At 62.7% G+C, this 22033-nt stretch carries 15 protein-coding genes; 7 read left to right on the top strand and 8 right to left on the bottom strand.

Annotated features, from left to right (window positions below):
* Positions 1 to 178 precede the first annotated feature (178 nt).
* Together ACO07D_RS11335 and ACO07D_RS11330 are read left to right on the top strand one after the other, a co-directional pair.
* Positions 179 to 1738, top strand: a complete 1560-nt coding sequence (locus ACO07D_RS11335; protein ID WP_421703051.1) for a lipopolysaccharide biosynthesis protein — start codon at positions 179 to 181, stop codon at positions 1736 to 1738.
* Between the two features lie 42 nt (positions 1739 to 1780).
* Positions 1781 to 2410: a sulfotransferase family 2 domain-containing protein gene (locus tag ACO07D_RS11330; RefSeq protein ID WP_421703050.1), complete on the top strand. Its 630-nt coding sequence runs from the start codon at positions 1781 to 1783 to the stop codon at positions 2408 to 2410.
* 20 nt (positions 2411 to 2430) lie between these two features.
* Here the strand turns inward: ACO07D_RS11330 and ACO07D_RS11325 are convergent, their stop codons facing one another.
* The gene (locus ACO07D_RS11325; RefSeq protein WP_421703049.1) at positions 2431 to 3819 is read right to left on the bottom strand and encodes a right-handed parallel beta-helix repeat-containing protein; all 1389 of its coding nucleotides are present in this window, start codon (positions 3817 to 3819) and stop codon (positions 2431 to 2433) included.
* Positions 3812 to 4915 carry a glycosyltransferase family 4 protein gene (locus ACO07D_RS11320; RefSeq protein WP_421703048.1) on the bottom strand — a complete coding sequence of 368 codons (1104 nt, stop codon included), beginning with the start codon at positions 4913 to 4915 and terminating at the stop codon, positions 3812 to 3814. Before ACO07D_RS11320 ends, ACO07D_RS11325 begins: the two co-directional genes overlap by 8 nt.
* 343 nt (positions 4916 to 5258) lie before the next feature.
* Here ACO07D_RS11320 and ACO07D_RS11315 point away from each other — a divergent pair, with 343 nt between their 5' ends.
* Positions 5259 to 5438 carry a hypothetical protein gene (locus ACO07D_RS11315; protein WP_421703047.1) on the top strand — a complete coding sequence of 60 codons (180 nt, stop codon included), beginning with the start codon at positions 5259 to 5261 and terminating at the stop codon, positions 5436 to 5438.
* A 57-nt stretch (positions 5439 to 5495) separates the two neighbouring features.
* Here the strand turns inward: ACO07D_RS11315 and ACO07D_RS11310 are convergent, their stop codons facing one another.
* Positions 5496 to 6122 carry a sugar transferase gene (locus ACO07D_RS11310; protein ID WP_421703046.1) on the bottom strand — a complete coding sequence of 209 codons (627 nt, stop codon included), beginning with the start codon at positions 6120 to 6122 and terminating at the stop codon, positions 5496 to 5498.
* Between the two features lie 591 nt (positions 6123 to 6713).
* Between ACO07D_RS11310 and ACO07D_RS11305 the strand changes: the two genes are divergently transcribed.
* The gene (locus ACO07D_RS11305; RefSeq protein ID WP_421703045.1) at positions 6714 to 7307 is read left to right on the top strand and encodes a type VI secretion system-associated protein TagO; all 594 of its coding nucleotides are present in this window, start codon (positions 6714 to 6716) and stop codon (positions 7305 to 7307) included.
* Between the two features lie 287 nt (positions 7308 to 7594).
* On the opposite strand, the gene ACO07D_RS11300 is transcribed toward ACO07D_RS11305, so the two are convergent.
* The 5 genes from ACO07D_RS11300 to ACO07D_RS11280 all read right to left on the bottom strand — a co-directional run bounded on the left by ACO07D_RS11300 (position 7595) and on the right by ACO07D_RS11280 (position 13695).
* The gene (locus ACO07D_RS11300; RefSeq protein WP_421703044.1) at positions 7595 to 8470 is read right to left on the bottom strand and encodes a sulfotransferase domain-containing protein; all 876 of its coding nucleotides are present in this window, start codon (positions 8468 to 8470) and stop codon (positions 7595 to 7597) included.
* A gap of 162 nt (positions 8471 to 8632) precedes the next feature.
* Positions 8633 to 9976, bottom strand: coding sequence for a UDP-glucose dehydrogenase family protein (locus ACO07D_RS11295; protein ID WP_421703043.1), 1344 nt, complete (start codon positions 9974 to 9976; stop codon positions 8633 to 8635).
* Between the two features lie 64 nt (positions 9977 to 10040).
* Positions 10041 to 10955, bottom strand: a complete 915-nt coding sequence (gene galU / locus ACO07D_RS11290) for a UTP--glucose-1-phosphate uridylyltransferase GalU (RefSeq protein WP_421703042.1) — start codon at positions 10953 to 10955, stop codon at positions 10041 to 10043.
* A 426-nt stretch (positions 10956 to 11381) separates the two neighbouring features.
* Entirely contained in the window at positions 11382 to 13001 is a 1620-nt protein-coding gene (locus ACO07D_RS11285) for a choline dehydrogenase (protein ID WP_421703041.1), read from the bottom strand.
* 202 nt (positions 13002 to 13203) lie between these two features.
* Entirely contained in the window at positions 13204 to 13695 is a 492-nt protein-coding gene (locus ACO07D_RS11280) for a hypothetical protein (RefSeq protein ID WP_421703040.1), read from the bottom strand.
* 758 nt (positions 13696 to 14453) lie between these two features.
* On the opposite strand from ACO07D_RS11280, the gene ACO07D_RS11275 reads away from it, so the two are divergent.
* The 3 genes from ACO07D_RS11275 (at position 14454) to ACO07D_RS11265 (ending at position 22029) form a co-directional block, all read left to right on the top strand.
* Complete coding sequence (locus ACO07D_RS11275; RefSeq protein ID WP_421703039.1) at positions 14454 to 14897, top strand: hypothetical protein; 444 nt, start codon at positions 14454 to 14456, stop codon at positions 14895 to 14897.
* Between the two features lie 344 nt (positions 14898 to 15241).
* A complete protein-coding gene (locus tag ACO07D_RS11270) occupies positions 15242 to 17398 on the top strand; it encodes a glycosyltransferase (RefSeq protein WP_421703038.1) in 2157 nt (718 codons plus the stop codon).
* Entirely contained in the window at positions 17395 to 22029 is a 4635-nt protein-coding gene (locus ACO07D_RS11265) for an alginate lyase family protein (protein WP_421703037.1), read from the top strand. The genes ACO07D_RS11270 and ACO07D_RS11265 overlap by 4 nt, the downstream gene beginning before the upstream one ends.
* Positions 22030 to 22033 lie beyond the last annotated feature (4 nt).

Below are 22033 nucleotides of genomic sequence, written 5' to 3'. Positions count from 1 at the left end.
CCCGAGCGGCTGAAAGCACTTCCTAAACACGGCAAGGTTGACACCTGACCGGCCTTTAGGCAAGGATTCATTGGCATCACAGCCTTAGCCGAATTGGCGAGACCATGACCCATTTGAGCCCTTTCGCGGCGCTTCGGGGTCGCGCCCATGGGCCGATCTCCGAACGGCGTGACGATTGATGACGGGTGGGCAGGATACGCCAACGCCCGGCCCGCCGGACAGCGAACTGCCCCTTGGCAGCGTATCTGGCGACGAAAAGGGTGGCTCCCTGACCAGCCGCACCCTGCGCAATTTTCTGTGGATGTCCGGCGGCAACGGTGCCGAGGCGGTTTTCAAGATCTTGGTGCTGACCATTCTGGCGCGCTTGCTGCTGCCTGGCGAGTTCGGCTTTGTCAGCGCTGCCTTGACCGTGGTGGCTCTGGCCGAGGTCACCGGCCGCATCGGCGTCGCGCCCGCATTGATCCAGATGCAAGAGCTGCGGCGTGAACACATCGCCACCGGTTTGGTGGCAACCCTGGCCTCGGGTTTCATCGTCGCCGCGATTGTCTATGCCATCGCTCAGCCAATCGCCCGGCTCTACCGCATGCCCGAACTCGTGCCATTCGTTCAGGTCTTTTCGCTTCTGTTCATCATCAAAGGGGCGGGGCTTGTCGGCGAAGCGCTGATGCAGCGCGCCATGCGGTTTCGCGAGTTGGCGATCATCCAGCTGTCGAGCTACCTGTTCGGCTATGCGCTGGTCGCGGTGACAATGGCCAGCCTTGGTTTCGGCGCCTGGGCCCTGGTCGCCGGTCAACTCAGCCAGTTGACCATCCAGAGCGCGAGCTTTCTGATCCTGACCCGACGTGATCTGACAGTCGGCTTTCAATGGCCCGTGTTTCGCGGGCTGTTCCGCTTCGGCCTCGGCGTAACCCTGACCCAGATCGGTGGCTACCTGTCGCAGAACGGGGATTACTTCATTGTCGGGCGCTGGTTGGGAGCCGAGGCCCTGGGCTTTTATTCGCGTGCCTATCTTCTGCTGAACCAGCCCGCGCAGCTGGTCGGACGCGCCGGGGATCAGGTTTTGTTTCCTGCTCTGTCGCAGGTTCAGGATGACCGCAAGCGGGTGGAGCGCGCCTTGAACAATGCACTATCGCTGGTAGCAATGACCCAGGTGCCTCTGACCGTACTGCTGCTGGTCTGCGCCCCCGAGATCATACATCTGCTGATGGGGCCGCAATGGGGGCCGGCGGTGTTGCCCTTCCAGATCCTGGTCGGCGTATTGTTCTTCCGCACCGCCTACAAACTGGTCGGCGCGATGCTGCGGGCGACCGGCAAGGTTTATTACATGGTGCTGTGGCAGTGGAGCTATGCCGGTATGGTTCTGGCGGGGGCTCTGCTCGGCCAGAAGGTCGGCATTTGGGGTGTGGCCATCGGCGTCAGCATCGCGGTCATGTTCTGCCACCTCTTTGCGCTTCTGCTATCTTGGAAAGTGGTCGGGGTCAGCAGCCTGTCCAGCCTACGCCGACTGCTCAGCTATACCGGCCTGGCCCTGCTGGCGGCCATCGTCCTGATCGCAAGCCGTGCTGGACTGGCAGCTATTGGCCTGCCAGGCACGGCAAGCCTCCTCCTCCTCGTCGCTGGCTTTACAGCAAGCTACGCTTGGTTGTTCTTTTCCCATCCACGCCTGTTCGGAGCCGAAGGTGACATTCTGCGGGATCGTATCCTGAAGGCTCTGCACCGCAAGCGGGGGCGGAGCTGAGCCGCGTCTGACCGACACACGAAGAAGCAAGGATCGACCCAAATGCCTTCATTCCAATTCGGATCCCGGCGCATCCTTTATTTTCACATCCCCAAGGCGGGGGGCACGTCGACCGAGGCCTGGCTGTCCAGCCAGGGTGAAATGGGGCTCTATCAGAAATTCCGCTCGCCCGAGATGCCCTGCGTGCCGCAGCATTTCCACGGCGCCATGATCGCCGAGCAGTTCGGGCCAGACCATTTCGACTATTCCTTTGCCATCACCCGAAACCCCTATGCCCGCATTTTGAGCGAGTACAATTACCGCATCACACGCCCCATGCTGCGCTATCAGCTGCTGCCCAAACCCCGCTTTGCCAGCTGGTTGCGCCGCGCCTTTCGCAGCTATCGCAAGGACCCGTTTGTCTATTCCAACCACATCCGCCCGCAGCACGAGTTTCGCCTGCCAGACACCGAAGTCTTTCGCATCGAAGATGGGTTCGAACCGCTGCGGGTTCGCCTGGCAGAGGTCACGGGGATCGAGCCGCCTGACCAGGTGCCCCGCAAGAATGTCTCGGCCAAACGCGTCACCCGGCTGACCGACCGCACGGCCCGCATGATCCATGACTTCTATGCCGAGGATTTCCGCATGTTTAATTACGACCCGGAAAGCTGGCGTGCGATTGGGCAGGACTGACGCCCGCGACGATACTTGAGTCAGAGCGCTTGCAGCTCTTCGCCGGTCCAGAAAAACCGCCCGCTGACCGGAGTGTCCCCCAGCAGGACGTCGACCAGTTCCAGATACCCCGGCGCGCCCTTGACCAGGTCGGTCTCGGGATCTTTGACGATCCGCCCCCCTTCCATGCGCAGTTCAGCCAGGCGCTCGGGCGCTTGGCCCTTGCCGAAGCGGAACGGGGGCATGTTGCCCGTGGTCTCAAGCACGCAATCGCGCAGGATGACCTGCCCGGCAAGCCAGATGCAGGCACCCTCGTTGCCCGGACGCGAGATCGGCTCACGGACATGGCAGGCCTTGATCAGATTGTCGGGGTGGTGGCTCCAGATGCGAATACCCAGCTTGCAGCGGGTGGCGCTGCAGCCAATCAGCTGGACGCCGACTGTCTTCAGATCGAACCCGCCATCACCCATGTCACTCGCGTGACAGTCTTCGATCCGGGCATTATAGGTGTCTTCCTCCAGCACGATCCCGTCACCCTGGATATAGTCCGAACCGCGTTCCTCCGCCCCCAGTGCGTTCACCGCATTGGCAACACGGATGCGTTCAAAGCGCAGGTTGCGCCCGCGTGTCACGGCGAGGATCTGACACACCGCCCCCCCACCGCCATCCAGGAAATCCGCATCCAGGTCGAGGTCGCGAAACACCGCATTGTCCAGGCTACGGAACCGGGCAAATCCGCGGATCAATCCGCGAGCGCTGCAATCGGACAGCTCGAAACCGTCGATGTGACTGTCCTTTGCCGTGTCAATCACCCGGCCCGCACGGCGGGCGTGAAGATGGCGAAAACCGAGGTCGAACAGCTGCGCCTCCTTCGCGACCTTGAACACGCCATTTTCGCCCGCACGATGCACCACCGGGCCGGTCACCCGCAGATGGGCGGTGCCTGCGCGCAGAACGGCAAAAGCGGGGCCCTTGGGGTTTGGGCGCCCTTCGTCGGTTTCCAGGTCCACACCCGCCATCCTCAAGCAGGGCGGGTCGTCAATGCCCGGGCCCGGACGGACCGCCCCATCCCCATCCGGCGCACCAAAGGACAGGTGCACCGGCGCGTCGGCCGTCCCACCGCCTTTCCAGCGCATACGGGTCTCCTGCCAGGCGAACGGTTCCTTATCCTCGGGAAAGCCGAACAGCACATGCTGGCCGGGCACCGCCCGGCGTACCAGCTTGTCCGCCGTGTCGAAGGGCGCTGCGTTGGCCCAGTTGGCCCCGTTGCGCCGCCCCTGCCCGGTGGGCAGGATATGCAGGCTGGGCGGTCTAGGGGGCTCTCCCCCCTGGGCGCGCAGCACACCCGGCACGACCGTGCTGGCCAGGAGCCCCGCCAGCACCCGGCGCCGCGTGGGGTCTGCGACCCGGTATGGCTGCGCCTCAGTCATTCTTATGTTGATAAATGTCCGCCGTGCGTTGGGCAATGCTGGACCAGTTGAACTCGCTCAACAGATCACTGGGAGGCAGGGACAGCGCATCGCCTGCCAGCCGCCCGGCCAGTTCCTCGACATTGCCCACGCGGTAGTAGTGGTTGGCCTCCAGCCCCACGTCCAGATTGGGCACGATATCGCTGAGCAACAGCGGCGCGCCCATGGCCCCGGCCTCAAGTGCCGCGATCGGCAGGCCTTCGTGATGGGAGGCCAGGACGAAGAGCTTGGCATGTGCCAGCAGCTGCGCCACCTCCGCCATCGGCAGCGAGCCGGTCAGGATCACCCCCTCATGGGCCAGATCTTCCAGTTCCTGATCATGGGGCGAATGGCTCTGTCCGCCGACAATGACCAGCGGAGTGTCAATACCCGACGCTTTGTGCGCACGGATCAGATCAGCAAAACCCTTTTCCGGCACCAGCCTCCCGACCGAGACAATGTAGCCCTTGTCCGTCAACCCGAACCGCTCCAACAGCTCGGCGCCGTTCGCCGTGCGGCTGCGTTCGACAATATGATCCGCCCCATTGGGCACATAGCGGATCCGATCGGCCCGTTTTGGATAATCGGCCTTCAGCCGTTCGGCCAGCGAGGGGGAAACCGCGATCACCCGGTCAGCACTGGCCACCCCCAGACGCTCGCCCAGGCGCAGCGCACCACGGGCAATACGGTTCCACTTGGCGCGGCGGAAGTCGTCGCCGTGGTGGGTCAGCACAACCCGCAAGCCCAGTAGGCGCGCCATCGGCGCCAACAGCCCCGGACCGATCGCATGCAAGTGCACATAGTCGGGCCGCTGCCCGAACCGCGCCCGCCAGAGCGACACGAAGGTGTTGCTGATCGTCTCGAGGTACTTGTTGCGCGCGGCAAAAGTCGGAACGACCTGCAACCCCGCCGACGTGCGATAGGCCGCCTGGCCGATATAGGGCGCGCGCCCGAAGATCACGATCTCGACCTCTGGCCGGTGTTCGGCCATGCGCAGGAAGAGGTTTTCACAATGGGTTTCGATACCCCCCGGCACGTCGGGAATACCCCGCAGCCCGACCACACAGACCTTTACCACATGCACCTCCCCTTACCGGGCGTCGCGCCCGGTGACAGGGCCGGAAGGCAACAGTCAAGCCGGGCGCAGGCAGGGCCTCCCCGCAGGCCGACAACACGGAACAACCCGGGGCGATGCCCGCGCGCGCGCCATACGGCAGGGTACGGTTCACCATGGACCTTGAGCAACATCCTGCGCGTCATGGCCGACATGGCCGACATGGCCTCGAGTTTCCGTGACGTCAGCAGCATGACGTGGTAGTCCTTTCTTGACCCATATTAAGGAAGGCTTAACTTCCTCAGGCAAAGTTACGAGGCAGGCACAGGGCGCGCTGACTGGGATGACCGCACGAAAGAGACGATCGATGCATCACGACCGCAGGGCCATGTTCGACAATACAAACGCGTCGCCGAACGCGGCCTCTCCTGTTGCAGAACAACCGCTTCCGGATCGCAGCGCGACCCGCCTGCGCAGACTTATTTTCTGGGCTTCGGCCGCTGTCAGCATTGGCCTCATCACCCTCCTCGTGCAGAGCACGGTCTGACACCACCAAGGCGCCGACCCGCCGATCTGCGTGACCGGCTGCTCTGCCCCTTGAAACTCAGTACCCCGACCCGCTGACAAACTCGGTCCAGAAGGTGCGGGCCGTGATTGCAATATCCAACGGCAACGACTGACGGCGGATATAGTCCAGATCATGGTCCAACCGTCCCCGCGCCGCCTGGGCTGTCATGGTCTCACCCCGGAACCCGTTGACCTGGGCAAGGCCGGTCAGCCCGGGCTTCACCACGTGACGCCCCATGTAGCGGCTGTCGAAATCCTCATACAGTTTGCCCGCGGCCAACATGCCCGGCACATGCGGGCGCGGCCCGACCACGGACATCTCGCCCTTGAGAATGTTCAGAAGCTGCGGCAGCTCGTCAAAGCTGGTCTTGCGCAGGAGCTTGCCGATCCGTGTAACCCGCGGGTCATCCTTCACGGTCTGCTGCACGCCGGACTGGTCGCCATCATCGGGTCGCATGGTACGAAACTTGTAGACGCAGAACAGTTCGCCATTCAGACCATAGCGATCCTGACAGAAAAACACCGGCCCCGGGCTGGACCGCTTGATCGCGATGGCGATCAGCAGAAAAGCCGGCGCCAGCAGCACCAGCGCCGTCAATGAAACGGCGATGTCGAAGATGCGTTTGGCGATAAGATAAGCCCGATCGTGCCGCGCCCGTGGCATGGCAGTCACAAAGGGCACATTGGCCGCATGCCGCGCGTTACGCGCGGCCTTGCGATGGTCCAGGAAAATTACGGCCCGGTTCGAATTCGTAGCAGGCTTATGGACAGGAGCATTACGAGCTCCCTTTAAGGCACCCATATCACCACCCCCCTGATGAAAAGAGCAGATTGAATGATACTCAACCGACCATTTAAAAACTCTGGGGCTCCTCCCCGCTGAACCCCTGCAAAACAGAAACTCATTGTGGCATAACAATTCGCTTTCGCAAAATTTATGCAAAAGCGCCACAAGCTGTTGTGGATACAGAAAAAAGCGAGACTAGAATTAATCCAGCGCGTGCGCTTTTCGCTTGACTTTCAACCCAGGGTTACAGGTGTGGCCGACATTTTTCGAATCACTCCTTGTTGGTTTCTCACAAATCCCTTCAACCTGCACGGCAAAATACCGCCGAATTTGACAGAAAGCCCGGGCACCGGGATGATGAACCCACGACCTGCCACGCTGAGATTGTCCGTGGCACCAGATGGTAAGGGATCATTACTCGGGAAGATTTCAGGAAAACTTCAAGAACACGGAGCCAAGGATAGCCCCATGACAAACGTGACGCGTACCTCACTTTTTCTCTGCCTCGCCATGATGTCGAGCGGAATGCCGCTCTCGGGTACGGCATGGGCCGAACAGGCCCCGCCCTGCAGTGATCAGACCATTGGCATCAGCTGCGTGGTGATGCGCGACACCGTGGGTGACTGGCAGCTCGAAGAGGTCAAGCCGCCGGTCGGAAGCCAGAACTCGCTGGTCGCCTTTGTCGAAAGCTTTCAGGAGATGCCCGGCCTGTTCAACCGCCCGAGACGCGCCGAACTGGTGCTGTCCTGCATCGAGAACACCACCAATATCCAGTTCCGTTTTGGTGAGAATTACATGTCCGATGTTGGCGAATACGGCACTCTGATCTACAAGTTGGACGACCAGGCACCGGTGCCGCTGCAACTGCAGGCCTCACCGGACAACGACGCCTTGGGCCTCTACACAGGGGGGGCGGCCATTCCGGTGATCAATCAGTTGATTGGCGCCGATCGCCTGTTCGTCAGCGCGACCACCTTTACCGGCCGCCCGATGACCGCCAGTTTCCAGATTGCCGATATGGAAGAAGCCCTGATCCCACTGCGCGAACTTTGCAACTGGTAAAATGCACACGAACGACCGAAGGGGCACCTGGATGTTAGGGTGACGGCTGTAAAGAGCAACGCAGATCGCGTTTCTGCAAAGTGGACCACGAGGCACGCAACGGCGGCGCGACTGCATTGCCCGAGCAGGCATGTTCGGAACGATGTCAGCTGGAATAACGCACTACCACGTTTCAATCTCTCTGGCGTTTATTGACCACCACCCACTCACCAACATGGCCGTTGCAAAGCGCTCACTCGGGACTATGCGTCACCGCTGCGCCTGTTGTGCCCAAACAGAGGGGTAGCTTACTGAGCGGCCTCGCGCACCGAGATGGTCTGCAAATCTGCAGAGTGCTCCCAGTCAGAGACGTCTACACCAAAGGCCGCGTTGAGCTGCATGAAGTCATCGCGAAAGGTGCTGTAATACTCCATCGCCTCATCCCGGATCCGACCACGCCGATCCCCTTCGGGCGGCGGGCCATAGATCATGCGCCGCACTCCCGGCGTTCGGATCAGGTTGACCAGACGATGGGCCCCCAGAAAGCGCAGTGTTTCGGCCGTACGGCGCCCGGCGCGCGCCAGCCAGCGTAGCGGCGGGTCTCCGTCCTCGTTGATCCGCGCAGCCAGGACATTCGCGGGCGGCATGTTCTCGGGCAAACCCAGCAGGGCATCAATCTTCTGACAATAGGCAGCTGCATCCTGGGCCAACAGGTCATAGCGCAGAACCTTGACCTGATCGGGGCCCAGCAGATCCACCCACATCGCCAGATGCTTTGCATACATGCCGTTGCTCAGAAGCTCCGGGTGTTTCTTGGCCATGGCGCGAAACCCCATATCCCGCTCGCCGCCCTTGAGGTGGTGAAAGTAATGCGCCACCCCCCGGTCGATCGGATTGCGCAGGGTGCAGATTACCGTGACATTTGGCAGATCGCGCGCCACCCGTTTGGCCGCTTCTGGCTTGTCCAGCAGTGACGGGGCGACCTCGACGCAGATGCGTTTGCCCGGTTCACGGTCGCCATATTGCGCCTTGTACCACCCTTCACCGCGCTCATAGAGCTTGTCGAAATAGAAGGTTTCCTTGGTGAGCGCAGGCAAGGCCACGTCACCACGGTAGCGTAGATAGTGATCTATCCAGGTCGTGCCGCTTTTGTGCGGCCCGATGAAGATATACTCCGGTAACACGTCCTTCCCCTTTTCTTATCAGGGTAGTGTGGTCAGGGCTTTTTGTCACAGAAATTTCACATCACAACTGTGGCAGCAGTTGGGCGCAAAACGGGATTCATCAAGTTTTATTGGGGATTTGCGAGCAAAAGCCGGTGAAGATGGCCTTAATGTTGCCACAATCTACTCGAATCGCGCCGCGCTCGCCCGGTTTTCAAAGCCGCCCCTTCCGACGGCTGTGTATGCGTGGAAGCCTGCGCGTTTTGCGTCTTTGGGGGAGTAGATGTTGCGCAGGTCGGCCATGCGCGGGGTGGTCATGCGTTTGGCCAGGCGTTTCAGGTCCAGCGCGCGGAACTCGTTCCATTCGGTCAAAAGCACCACCGCATCCGCGTTCTGCACCGCCTTGTAGGCGTCGTCGACCCAATGCACGCCGGGCAGCAGCGCCTCGCCCTCGGAGAGCCCCTGCGGGTCGACCACGCGCACCTTCGCCCCGCCGCCCACCAGCGCCGGGATGATCGTCAGCGAGGGCGCGTCGCGCATGTCATCCGTGTTCGGCTTGAAGGTCGCGCCCAGGACCGCGATCACCTTGCCGTTCACCGAGCCGTCGCAGAGGTCCATGACCTTGTCGATCATGCGCCGCTTCATCTCGTCGTTAACCTTGATGACCGTCTCGGTAATCTGCATCGGCAAGCCCAGCTCCTGGCCGATCCGGGCCAGCGCGCGGGTGTCCTTGGGGAAACAGCTGCCACCATAGCCAGGCCCTGCGTGCAGGAACTTGTTGCCGATCCGCCCGTCCAGCCCGATCCCCTTCGAGACCTGTTTCACATCCGCGCCGGCCCGTTCGCACAGCGCGGCGATCTCGTTAATGAAGGTGATCTTCGTGGCAAGGAAGGCATTGGCCGCGTATTTGATCATCTCGGCCGATTCCAGATCGGTCGTCACGACGGGAAAATCGCGCAGGAACAGCGGGCGGTAGATCTCGTCCATCACCTCACCGGCGCGCGGCGTCTGCACGCCGACGACCACCCGGTCGGGGCGCATGAAATCATCGATCGCCGCGCCCTCGCGCAGGAATTCGGGGTTCGAGGCGACGTCGAAATCAAGCTCCGGTCGGGCCTTGTGAATGATCTGCTTCACGCGCCGGTTGGTGCCGACGGGCACGGTGGATTTGGTCACGACGACGGTGTAATCGGTGATCGCCGCGGCGATTTCTTCAGCGGCGGCAAAGACATAGGTCAGGTCCGCATGACCATCGCCGCGCCGGGTGGGCGTGCCGACGGCAATGAACACCGCCTCGGCGCCATCGACCGCGGCCTTGAGATCACCGGTGAAACTGAGCCGCCCGGCGGCGACATTCTTGGCCATCAGCTCATCCAGCCCGGGCTCATAGATCGGCACCTCGCCCCGCTCCAACATCGCCACCTTCGCCGGATCCTTGTCAACGCAGACAACCTCATGCCCGAAATCCGAAAAACAAACCCCAGAGACAAGCCCAACATAACCCGTCCCGATCATCGCTATCTTCATGATGACCTCTTCATCAAACCAGTTTCAGCCCCGACCGTTTCCGGCCGGGGCCAGAAAAATCCGTTCAGGAATGCGTGCCGGTTTTCGGCTGCGTCAATCGCTCGGCCTTGAGCATGATCACATCGGCGAAGTCTTCGGCAAAATCCGGATGTGTCAGGGCGTGATCTACAATCGCTTCGAGATAGCCGAATTTCGAACCGCAGTCGTAGCGTTTGCCGGTGATCGGAACCGCGTCCACCGCACGCTGGCTGGCCATGATGTTGATCGCATCAGTCAGCTGGATTTCCCCCCCGACCCCGGGCGGAAGATTGCGCAGATGGTCGAAGATGTCATGGTCGAAGACATAGCGGCCCACGGCGGCCAGGTTCGACGGTGCCTCGGCCAGATCGGGCTTTTCGACGATCCCGGCCATGCCGACGGCCCCGACCGAGGCCTCGGTCACAGGCTTGACCACACCATATTGGTGGATCTGGTCCTGGGCCACGGGCATCACGCTGATCGCCGGTTTGCCGGTCTGGGCAAAGTGATCCACCAGCGCCTTGGTCGGGCTGGGCGCCCCTGCCATCAGGTCATCAGGCAGCAGCACGGCAAAGGGCCCACCACCCACCGCCGGTTCGGCGCAGAGCACGGCATGGCCTAACCCCAGGGCCTCGGCCTGGCGCACAAAGACGCAGCTGATCCCAGGCGGGATGATGTTGCGCACCATCTCGACCAGCTTGTCCTTGCCGCGACTTTCCAGTGTCGCTTCAAGCTCGGCATTGCCATCGAAATGATCCTCGATGGCGCGTTTCGTGCGCCCGGTCACGAAGACCATGTCGGTGATCCCGGCCTCGATCGCCTCTTCGACCGCGAACTGGATGATGGGTTTGTCTACAATAGGCAGGAGCTCCTTGGGCATCGCCTTGGTGGCTGGTAGGAACCGGGTTCCCATGCCGGCGACGGGAAAGACTGCTTTACGAATGACTTTTGGTTTTGACATGTTCTGGTCTCACTTTCTTCAAGTCGAAACGGGAGCGGAGGAAACACCCCTCCGTGGCCGACTGATGTCTGGCCAGGCCTTCTCACGACCTCGTTCCACACCCAAATACGGGGTGGATCGGGGCGATACTCGTTTCTGCTCGAACGGCAGTGTCGCGCGCACTGCGTCTATCTGGGCCAAACCCTCGGGCCATTGAGCCAGAGGCCGGCAACACTGTCGGGAACGCCCGCCAAGCGGCAGGTACTACCTGTCCCCGTAAGTCCGAAGGGCGTCTCTTCGAACCTTTCTCCCACACGCTTCGCAGCAGCAAAATCGCGGGACCGGACGCTGGTCGAATGCTCCTTCCAAACAGGTCCATGGAAAAAGCGTAGCGCAAAAGCCCTTGTCTGCAAAGGGTTTCGTGCCCCTGCCCTGACCGCCGAGAGATCACCCGGACCTGATAAGTGCAGCAGCCTTCTCGCCGATCATGATGGCTGGCGCGTTCAGATTGCCCGACGGGATGGAGGGGATCACAGATCCGTCCGCTACGCGCAACCCGTCGAGACCATGCAGCCGCAGCTGGCCATCGACCACGGCCTCGGGGCCGCTGCCCATCCGGCAGGTCCCGCAGGGGTGATAGCCGGAACTGGCCGAACGACGGATGTAGGCGTCGATTTCTGCGCGGCTCTGGACCCCGCTGCCAGGCCGCAATTCGGGGCCGCGGTAGGGGGAAAAGGCCGGTTGTGCGAAGACGTCGCGCGCAAGTCGCAGCGCATCGCGCATGCCCTGCCAGTCGTCGGGCTCGGAAAGATAGCGCGGATCGACCAGGGGCGCGTCACGATGATCCGCACTTCGCAGCCACAGCCGCCCGCGCGACATGGGGCGTTGCGGCCCGGCATGGACCTGGTAGCCCTGTTCGCCAACCAGCTCGCCACCGCCGTTGCGTCTCATCGCATGCGGGGTGAACTGGAACTGGATGTCCGGCCAGGCGGCTTTGTCACCGGAGCGCACGAACCCGCCCGCTTCAAAGTGGTTCGTCGCACCCCAACCGCTGCGCGTCAGAAGCCAGCGCAATCCTGTGAGCAGCTGCATATGGCGGTGCGACAGGGCATGCAGGGTGACTGACTGCACGCATTTGTGGGCGACGGTGATCTGCAGGTGGTCATGCAGGTTCCGCCCGACCCCGGGCAGGTCCAACGCGACTGGGATGTTCAGTGCGGCCAGCTCATCCGCCGGGCCGATCCCTGAGCGCAACAGCATGGCCGCCGAGCCGATCGTGCCCGCGCTGAGGATCACCTCTCGCAGGGCCAACACCTCCTGCGCCTCTCCCGCACGGTCCAGAGCCACACCCTGACAACGTCCGCCGTTGATGTTCAGGCGAACGACCTGCGTATGATCCCAGACCGTCACGTTCGCCCTCCCCAGGGCAGGCCGCATATAGGCATCCCAGGTCGACAGGCGCCGACCGTGATGCACATTCATGTCCAGCAGGCCAACCCCTTCGGGATTGGGGCCGTTCATGTCGGCAATCTCGGCATGGCCCGCCTGGGTGCCCGCCTCAACAAAGACCCGGCTCAGCGGGCTGGCCCCGCTGGCTGTGCGAACCTTCATCGGTCCGCCCTGCCCCCGAACCGACAGATCGGAACCGTCGGTCGGATCATGATCCTCCATCTTGCGAAAGAACGGCAAAACACCTGCATGGTTCCAGTCGGACAGGCCGGGGTCCGCGGCCCATGTGTCATAGTCTGCCGGGTTACCGCGGACGAACACCATGCCGTTGATCGCCGAGGATCCGCCCAGCGCCCTACCCTGATACCAAGGAATGCAGCGATCATTCAGCTGTGTCTGTGGTTGGGTTGTATGCCCCCAATTGAACGGCGATCCCGTCAGTGCCATACCCTTGGCCGCAGGGATATGAAGGCTGAACTTCCACCAAGGCACCGGTCCGCCAGCTTCGACCAATAGCACCCGGACATCAGGATCTTCGCTAAGCCGCGCCGCCAGCACGCAGCCCGCGGAGCCCGCGCCGATGACGACGTAATCGAATGCCTGCTGTGGCGGCGACATGGTTGTTCTCCCCACGGGCGCGACCGGGTGTCGGCTGCGCGCCCGCCCAGACACAACCATAACGCAAGTCACCTAATCTGGAAACGGCGCATGGCCCGGAATGCTTCATACAAAGGCGATCCATCGAATCCGGGCTCAGAAATGAACCGCGGCGCGGCCGAAGCCGCGCCGCGGTGCTTTGTTGGTCGACGTCCGCCGAAGATCAGTACGGATCCTGCTGCGGCCCCGGGTTCTCGGCGACTGGCGAGCCACCGATCAAATCCACGAGGAACCCGATGCATTCGTCATCGGGTGACGTCTCAAGAAGCCGCTCAAGCTCGCGCTGCAACACTTCCGTGTCGGAGATGGTGCGATACATCGCGCACCTTTCATCAAGGTCATAAATCTCCGCTGCTTCAACTGGCGTCCCCACTTGTGTCGCCAAAAGCGTCAAGGCGGACAAAACGCCGATCTTTCTTCCAATTCTTCGTGCCATGCCACTCCTCCACAACACTGAAAGTACCCCCAAGCGTACGGAGCCACGCCGAATTGAGTCAAGTTTTACGGGATTTTCGGCGGTTGCCTGCCGGTTCAGGGTGAACGGAATTGCATCGATTTCAACCTGAGGCCCGTTTCCGAGCGAAACCTGGCACCGCCCCTTCAATTCGCGGCCGACCCGGGTTTCGGCAAGAACCCGAGGAACGGTCAAAACCATGATAGGCAAAACACCATCACAACGATTAACCCTAGGGAAACTTGAAGCAACTTCCGCCAAAGAGCCTGGCGAGGAACACACCCGGAACCGCCTGCCCAGCTCGGGTTTCGCACCCCGCCCTTGGAACCTGATCGCCACCTGCCCTTGTGGGTTTGAGGTCTGGCACGCGCAGTCGAATTCAGCGACACTCGATCAACTTAAGAACGAAGAGCGCGCAGACGACTTCGTTGCAAAACCTGCGACCACAAACGGAAAATTCGATTCGCCACGACACCGGAAGATCCCCGAAATCATATCGCGACGAATGGCACAGGCCCTATGGCGACAAGACAAGCGGCCAATCAGTTGCGCACCCGATTTTCGCTCAGGACGCTGCGCGCATCGGCGGATTGAAGCTCACCTGCGCGGGGCCGCAGATTAGCGATTGAGCCCGCGCCCCCTTCGAACTTAAGACTTCGTTCAACTTGATCTGCTAGGGCTGGGAAACAGCCAGTGGGATCTGGCCCTATTGTTGCCATTCTTCCGCCAGAATGGGAGAATATGACTGAAGGCCTGTAATGAACTTGAGTGTCCGCGTGGGACAGCGCTTGCCGGAAAAAGACGTGCAGTCAGACCGGGGACGACATGAACCGATATTCGACAAACAGGGGGTTCGAATGTCGGAAACGGAGCCGCAAAGGCCCCTTGTCGATACCTGTATGCATGGCCTTGAACCGCCGGTTGTGCGCCGACCGCGTGCAACCTGAAGAGGCAAGAGCATGAATATTCTCCGCAAAGCCGGAACCGCCGCCCTGATCTTCGGCCTGACCCTGTCGCAAGGCGGTCTGGCGCTGGGCAACAACGCCAACCCCGCATTGATGGTCGTGCATTCCGACAATGGTGGCCATGTGGTCGATTACGCGCGCACCGTCAGCAAGGTGCGCAGCCAAGGCACCAAGGTGCGCATCACCGGGCGCTGTGATTCTGCCTGCACGCTTTATCTGGCCCTGCCCACTGACCAGACCTGCATTTCGCCCGGTGCATCTTTCGGATTTCATCGCGCCTATGGCGCGTCGCAATCGGCCAATGCTTGGGGCACGGATTACCTGGTCCGCCACTACCCGGCCTGGGTCCATCAGTGGATCAACTCCCACGGCGGCGTGTCGTCGGACATCAAGCGCATGAGCTTCTCCTATGCCTCGCGCTTCATGAACGTCTGCTGAGCTGAACGCCCGTCGGCCCGTAGGGCCGTATCGAGAAACCTGTGTTCCCACCCCCAAGCCGCAGGCCGTTTCACACGGCCTGTAGGCGACCATCTGCGCCACCTCCCTACATCCCGCCGGAGGCGTCGAGCGTGCCACGGCCAGCGCAGGCCTGCCCTTCCGACCCGCTAATTTCCAGCCGCCCCAGCCGCCCATTTGGCGGACCTCTGGACCGGTCCCTAGACGCGGGATTTCCAAGTTTTCATTGACGAAACCCCGGTCGGTTCGCATCCTCAAGGCAAAAGCAAGGGGTATGAGAGCGCCGATTTAGTCCTTCAACTTCAACATTTTTCGCGAAATCCGCCATGTCGAGACACATCGAAAGCAAGGACTTCCAGACCGCCGCCGAGACGCAGGTCGATGTCCTTTTTCTGGGCGATATGACACGACCGGGTGACAGCGGATTGCGGCTGCGCCAGGACATTCTGATCTGTGACGAGATCGGTTTGAGTTGCGCGGTCATGCACCTTCCGGTTGAGGGTGCCAAGCCCCGTGTTTCGAACGATCTGCATCGGTGCGTGCGTGAGGGTATGGCTTCTGTCCTGCCCCAAGGTGCCCATGTCCACGCGCGGCTTGCCGTGGTCCAATCACCGGGCAACCTGGCGTCGCCGGGTACGGCACTGGAAGGGGTCAGGGCCGACCAGGTGGTGCTGGTCGTGGACCAGGTTCCCAACGCCGAACAGATGGGGCAGTGGTTCCATTTCGCGATCGGACCTATGCTCTGGGCCCCGACCAACCGCTGGGTGCGAGCCGGACTTTCGCAGCTGGGCATGTCTGTTCCCCTAACCCCCGCCGACTGGCGTCCAGCCGCCTGGCCGCTGGCCTTTGACCGATCCGAACGCCGCCTTGACGAGCGTCTGGTCGTTGGCCGGGTCAGCGCGCCTGGCGCGGCCCAATGGCCAAAGAGCGCAGATGAGGTCCGTGCCACCTACCCTTTTGACGAGACAGTGGATTTCCACGTTTTGGGCAGTCCACCCAAAAGCCTGAAGGACAAGATCTCGGCCACGAAATCCTGGATCGAACACACGCCTGCGCATGTCGCCGTGGAACGCTTCCTTGAGCCCCTGGATGTGATCCAGTATTTCCCTGGAGCCATCGCACCGGAAATGCCCGAGGCGGCGATCGCCGCGGCCATGGCCTCGGGCAAAATCGTGGTCCTGCCTCCCTATCTGCGGCCGCATTTCGGCGATGGCGCGCTTTATGCCGAGCCGGAAGACGCCTTTGCCGAGGTCACCCGCCTGTTCGCCGACCCCAAGGCCTTGGCCGAAGCGCAAGCGGCAGCGGCCCATCACGCGCGGTTCCAGTTCTCGCCCAAGGTCAAGGGCGAACAGATCCGTGCCCTAATCGGGCCGGGCAAAACCCGACGCCGCCGCCGGAAGCCAGCTCAACGCAAGCGCGTGCTCTTCGTGCCATCAAACGGGGTCGGCATGGGCCATGTCACGCGGCTACTGGCATTAGCGCGCCGCCTGCCGGACGGGATCGCGCCGATCTTTGCCACCCTTTCCCAATCCGCACGCATCATCGAAAGCTTTGGCTGTGCCGTGCAATACCTGCCCTCGCACAAGGAGATCGGCACGGAGATCGCCCCTTGGGACGATTGGTTTCGGCATGAGCTGGGCCAGATGATCGACCGGTTCGACGTGGACGCAGTGATCTACGATGGCAACAATCCTACGCCCGGGCTGATCGATGCAACCCGCGCGCATGGACGTGCGCGCTTGGGCTGGGTGCGGCGTGGCATGGGGGGATCGGTGCCTTCACCCTATCTGGACAACGCCCGTTACTGCGACCTGATCATTGAACCGGGCGAAATCGCTGGAGAGTTGGACACAAGCCCAACCGCCCTGCGCCGCGCCGAGGCGCTGCTGGTCGACCCAATCCGCCTGCTGGACGAAGCGGAGCTGCTGCCCCGGGCCGAGGCGCGCGCACGGCTTGACCTGGACCCGGAGGCGCCGGTGGTCTTTCTACAACTCGGTGGCGGCTCCACCCGGGATATTGTCGCGCTTGTGGACGAGATCCTGACCCAACTCCGCACCTTCGAAACATTGCAGGTCGTCGTGGCGGAATGGGGTAGTGGGCTGGCTTCCCTGCCGCAATGGCCCAATGTGCGGGTGCTCAGGGGCTTTCCGCTGAGCGCTTATTTCAACGCCTTCGACTTCTCGATCGCAGCGGCGGGCTACAACGCCTATCACGAGGTGATCAGCTTCGGCCTGCCCACGGTCTTCCTGCCCAACCGCGCGCCATCAATGGATGACCAGGCCACACGGGCCGAGTTTGCGCAGGACCATGGCGCAGGCTTTGTCCTGCCGGAGGATCAGATGTTCCACCTGCGCGCCCTGGCCGAGGTGTTGATGACCGAAGAGGCACGCGGGGTTGTGCGCGGGAACTGTCAGGCGCTGCGGCGACCGAACGGGGCGCAGAGGGCAGCGGCGGCCATATCGGAACTGGTGGGGGCGGTATGAACGATCAGGACGCAAAATCCGGCCTTCCGGGCGACCTTGGCCCAGGTGCGCGCAACCGCGCCGAGGCGATCTCACGTCGTCTGGCCGAAGAGGCGATGCAGGATCGGGTCTATGAGGTGGAATGGGCGGGCGCCCAGGCAACGGCCCCGTCTCTTGAACCGGCCTATCAGTTGGATGACGATCAGGCAGGGGCTTGGCCACTTGGTCCGGTCCCGTCGAAACCGCTGCGCCCCAAACCCGGCTATGCCGCCCCCGCCCGCGATCCAAAAGCCAAACCAGCAGTGGCCGCCGTGGCCCTGTTCGGCCAAAGCGCCGAGCGCATCCAGTCGCTGTTGCGTCAGATTGAGACCAAACAGTCCTGGGGTGCGGGGTTCATTCCGATCTTTCTGACCGACAACCCAGATCACCAGGTGCTGCGGCTCGCGGGCTACAATCTGGAGTACTTCCCCACGGGCATCTACGGCGCGCCCGACCAGGCCGCGGCCTTCCAGACCCGGTTCCGCACCGTCTATCGCAAGTGGAAGGCGGCTTTCCTGATCGACCTTGGCCAGCCCGGATTCCTGCGCGACCGGATCGAGAACCTGGATCAGCTGTTTCAGCGCAAGACGACCGGGGGCGCACATTTCTCGCCCATGCTGCCCAAGCCCGACCCGGGCTTCCCACCGCCACAGGATCTGGCCGGGCTCAGGGCGGAATATCACCTCAAGGGGCTCAACCGGCGGCCGGACCGGTTCGTGCTCTATCGTATTCTGGGCAATGACCTGCCGCCGCGCCACGAGATGGGCCAGACGGTGAAGAACCTGCAGTTCATCCTGGAGAATGAGCCGCCGCTGCCCAATGTCGACAAGCGCTGGGTGGTGAACCGGATCATCGACCCGGAACAGGAGGCGGCGATCCTGGCGCTGCTTCAGGAACACGAACAGCCCTTCCTGCACATTCCCTTCGTGCTGGAGGATTACGCCCGCATCGATTGGGACATCGAGGCCTTCCCACAACCCGGCTTCTTCCTGCGCGGCAAGTATGGCGACATGCTGCCCTATGACCAGAAACTGGCCGATTACCAGCTCCATCGGTTGAAGAACTCCTATGTCATCAACAACAACGGCGCGCGCAATGCTGCCCTGCGGGATGGGCGCGAACGGGCAAAATGGGTGCTGCCCTGGGACGGTAACTGCTTCCTGACCCGCTCAGCTTGGGAGGAGATCCTGACAGCGGTCAAGGACACGCCCTGGCTGAAATACTTCGTCGTGCCGATGGCGCGCATGATGGACAATGCGCATCTGCTGGATGACAGCCACCGGCCCGAAGCGGTGGAAGAGCCACAGCTGATCTTCCGTTGTGACGCCGAGGAGGAATTCAACGAGGAATTCTTCTACGGCCGCCGCCCGAAGGTCGAGATCTTCTGGCGCCTGGGCATTCCCGGCGGTTGGGATGGCTGGAAGGACACGATCTGGGACCCGCCCCGGCGGGAATATTCAGACGAGGCCGGGGCCTTTGGATACGCCGGTTGGGTGGCGCGGCTGTTCTCGGGCCAAGGCCAGTTGGAAGTGGCGGGCAAGGCGCAGCTGCGCTCGCGTGGCGAGGCACGGATGAGCGCGGTCTGCGACCTTCTGGGCGGGCTCGACAAACAGGCGATGGAGCTTGTTTATGACCCGACCCGGCTGACGGCCTATGACGAGGACAAGATTGCGTCCCTGACCGAGGCGCATCCCGACAGTGCACGTGGGCACCTGTTTGACCGGCTCAAGCTGGAGGCGGACCTGGCCCTGCAACGCGGCCCCTACACAGTCACCGACAAGACGGCCCTGCCGCCTTCGGGCGATCCGCAGGACTATTTCAACCCGGCGCCCTACTGGTGGCCCAACCCGGACACGCCAACCGGCATTCCCTATGTCTTCCGTGATGGCGAGCGCATTCCGGGCACACGGCTTTACGAACCCGCCAGCGACAGTTTCGACCGCACCCGGCTGCAGCGCCTGTTCGACGACACCACGGTCCTGGCGCTGGCCTGGAAGGCGACCGGCAAAGCGGAATACGCCACCCATGCAGCGGCGTTGATCCGCACCTGGTTCATCGACCCGGAGACCAGCATGAACCCGCATCTGCGCTACTCGCAGCCGCGCTCGCAGAAGCTCAATGACGAGGGCTCCAAATCCGGCCTGATCGAGATGAAAGACCTCTATTACCTTCTGGACGCCGTCCGGCTGGTGGAACAAGCGGGTGAGCTGACCGCCCCCGAACGCGCAAGCCTGCGCGAGTGGCTGGCCGAATACCTCGACTGGCTGCAAACCGCCGACCAAGGCCAGCAGGAACGCGCCACGAACAACAACCACGGCACCTGCTTCGATCTGCAGACCGGCGCGATTGCCGCCTTCCTGGGCGACACGGACCTGCTGCGCCGCACCTTCCGCACCAGCCGCGAACGGGTGCTGGAGCAGTTCGAACCGGACGGGACTCAACCTCATGAGATGAAACGCACCCAGACCCAGCACTACACGCATTTCAACCTGCAATGCTGGATGAACCTGGTCACGCTGGCCGACAGCTGCGGCGACAATCTGTGGCAATTCGAAGGGGCGGACGGGCGCGGGCTGGCCGTCGCATTCAGTTGGCTCATGCCCTATCTCGCCCAGCCCGATTGGCCGTTCGAGCAGATCGAGGCCTTCGACCGCGACCGGTTCCTGCCGCTCTTTTTCGCTGCCCGCGCCTTCTGCGGCCAGGGGCAGACCGGCGCCGGTGCCTCGCCCGACAAGGTCAAACCGCTGTTCTTCCCCCATGACGGGATCAAACCCTTCTGGATGCTGGGCCCCGACCCGCGTGATGCAGCGGAGGGCGAAAGCTGGCAGACCCTGGGCGAGCAGCTCGAGACCCTCGAAGAGGCCGCCGCCGATCAGGCCGACATCCCGCCGCTGGCCGAGGCACCCGGCGACAGCGCGGGGGATCTGGACAAGAAACTCTGGGGCGGCTTCTCGACCAGCGCCCTGGTCGAACTGGAACGCATCCGACAAGGCACCAGCGCCGAACGGCGCAAGGCCAACCTGGCCGCCCGCAACCTGGCCCGCTGGCACCACGTGCACCGGGATCGGATGCGCAGCCTGGAAGCGCTTGAAAGCATGGCCGATCTCGATCCGTCCAAGGAGCGTGAACGCCTGCTGGTTCAGGCCGACTGTCTGCAGCAGCTGGGCAACGGACCCGCCGCCCGGTCGGTGGCAGAGACGGCACTTGCCTCGCTGCGCGATGATCCGGACTTCTGCATGGTCATGGCCAACACCCACTTGGATCCAACCTCCGCCAACCCCGACGGCAATGCCGCCCTAGGCTGGCTGAACCGGGTCTTCCTGCGCAGCGGCATGGCCGGGCTGGCAATGATGGACGAGGCCGCCGGGTTCGATCTGGACAACCTGCAAGCCCGCCTCGGCGAAGCGATCCCCGCCCCGACCGACGGTGTGCCGCTGGTCTCGATCCTCGTACCTCTGGCCGACCTGTCACGCCACCTGGGCGCCACGGTGGACAGCCTGCTGGCCCAGAGCTGGCAGAATATCGAACTTCTGTTGATCGGCGATCCCGGCCGGATCAAGGACGCCCTGGGGCCGGAACGGCAGGACGACCGGCTCAATATCCTGTCCGGACACGGCCACACGCTGGAACATGAGCTACTGAACCTCGGGCTGCGCCATGCCAGCGGCGAGTTTGTCACCCCGCATCGCGGCAATGAACTTGCCCACCCCGAAAAACTGGCCGCCCAGGTCAACGCCTTCCACGGCGCCGACCGCCACGCAGTGCGGACCTGTCACGGGCTGGTGGGGGCGGACGGGCAGTTCCTGGGCTGCTGGGCGCCGGAGTTCACCTTCACCGCGACCAACAGCTCGGGCGTGATGCTGCGCAGGGCTGACCTGCGCCTGCTGGGAGGCTGGGATCCGGTCGACAGCGAACCGGACGACTACCTGCTGTGGCGCATCGAACAGGCCTTCGGCAAGAAATCGGTGTATCTGGCCGCCCCGCGCGTGCCCCTGGCCTTTACCCGTCTGAACGGCGAACACCTGCGCCCGACCCATATGCGCTTCCCCCACGGCGGGCGGCGCAACGACTTCCGCCGTCTCATGCGTCAGGCCTCCATGCGGCGGATCGAGATGGCCACCCAGGGCGACAGCACCGGCAACCCGGGCTATGTCTTCGCCCCACTGTCCCCGCGTCCTCCCACCCCGGAACAGTTGAACCACGTGCTGATTGGCGACCTATCGGTCGAGGCGGTCGGGCTGGACCAGGTACTCTCCCGGATCGAGGCCCATCTGGAAGCCGAAGAAAGCCTGGGCCTGGTGCATTGGCCCGATTATCGGTCCGGCTGGAACAGCTCAATGGACCCGCGCATCGCGGAAATGATCGATGCGGGCACGCTGGTTCTTCTCGATGGGGACAGCCGGACACACGCCAGGGCGCTGACCCTGTGCAACCCCTATCTGATTGCCCACAGGCTGGATGACCTGCCCGATCTGTCACCAGAGCGGGTTCGGGTGCTGGCCGGTCCGCCCCTGACCATGGTCGAACGTTTTGACGGCACGCGCCGCAGCCTGCCGCGCGACGCCGAGGTCGAGGCCCTGTTCGGTGCGCCCTGTGACTGGGTGTCGATCTGATTGA

The sequence above is a fragment of the Aliiroseovarius sp. genome (genome assembly GCF_965228805.1).
In the GTDB taxonomy this organism is placed as follows: domain Bacteria; phylum Pseudomonadota; class Alphaproteobacteria; order Rhodobacterales; family Rhodobacteraceae; genus JASBTN01.
Note: the sequence above shows the minus strand (reverse complement) of the source record. Positions and strands in the feature narration are given on the sequence as shown.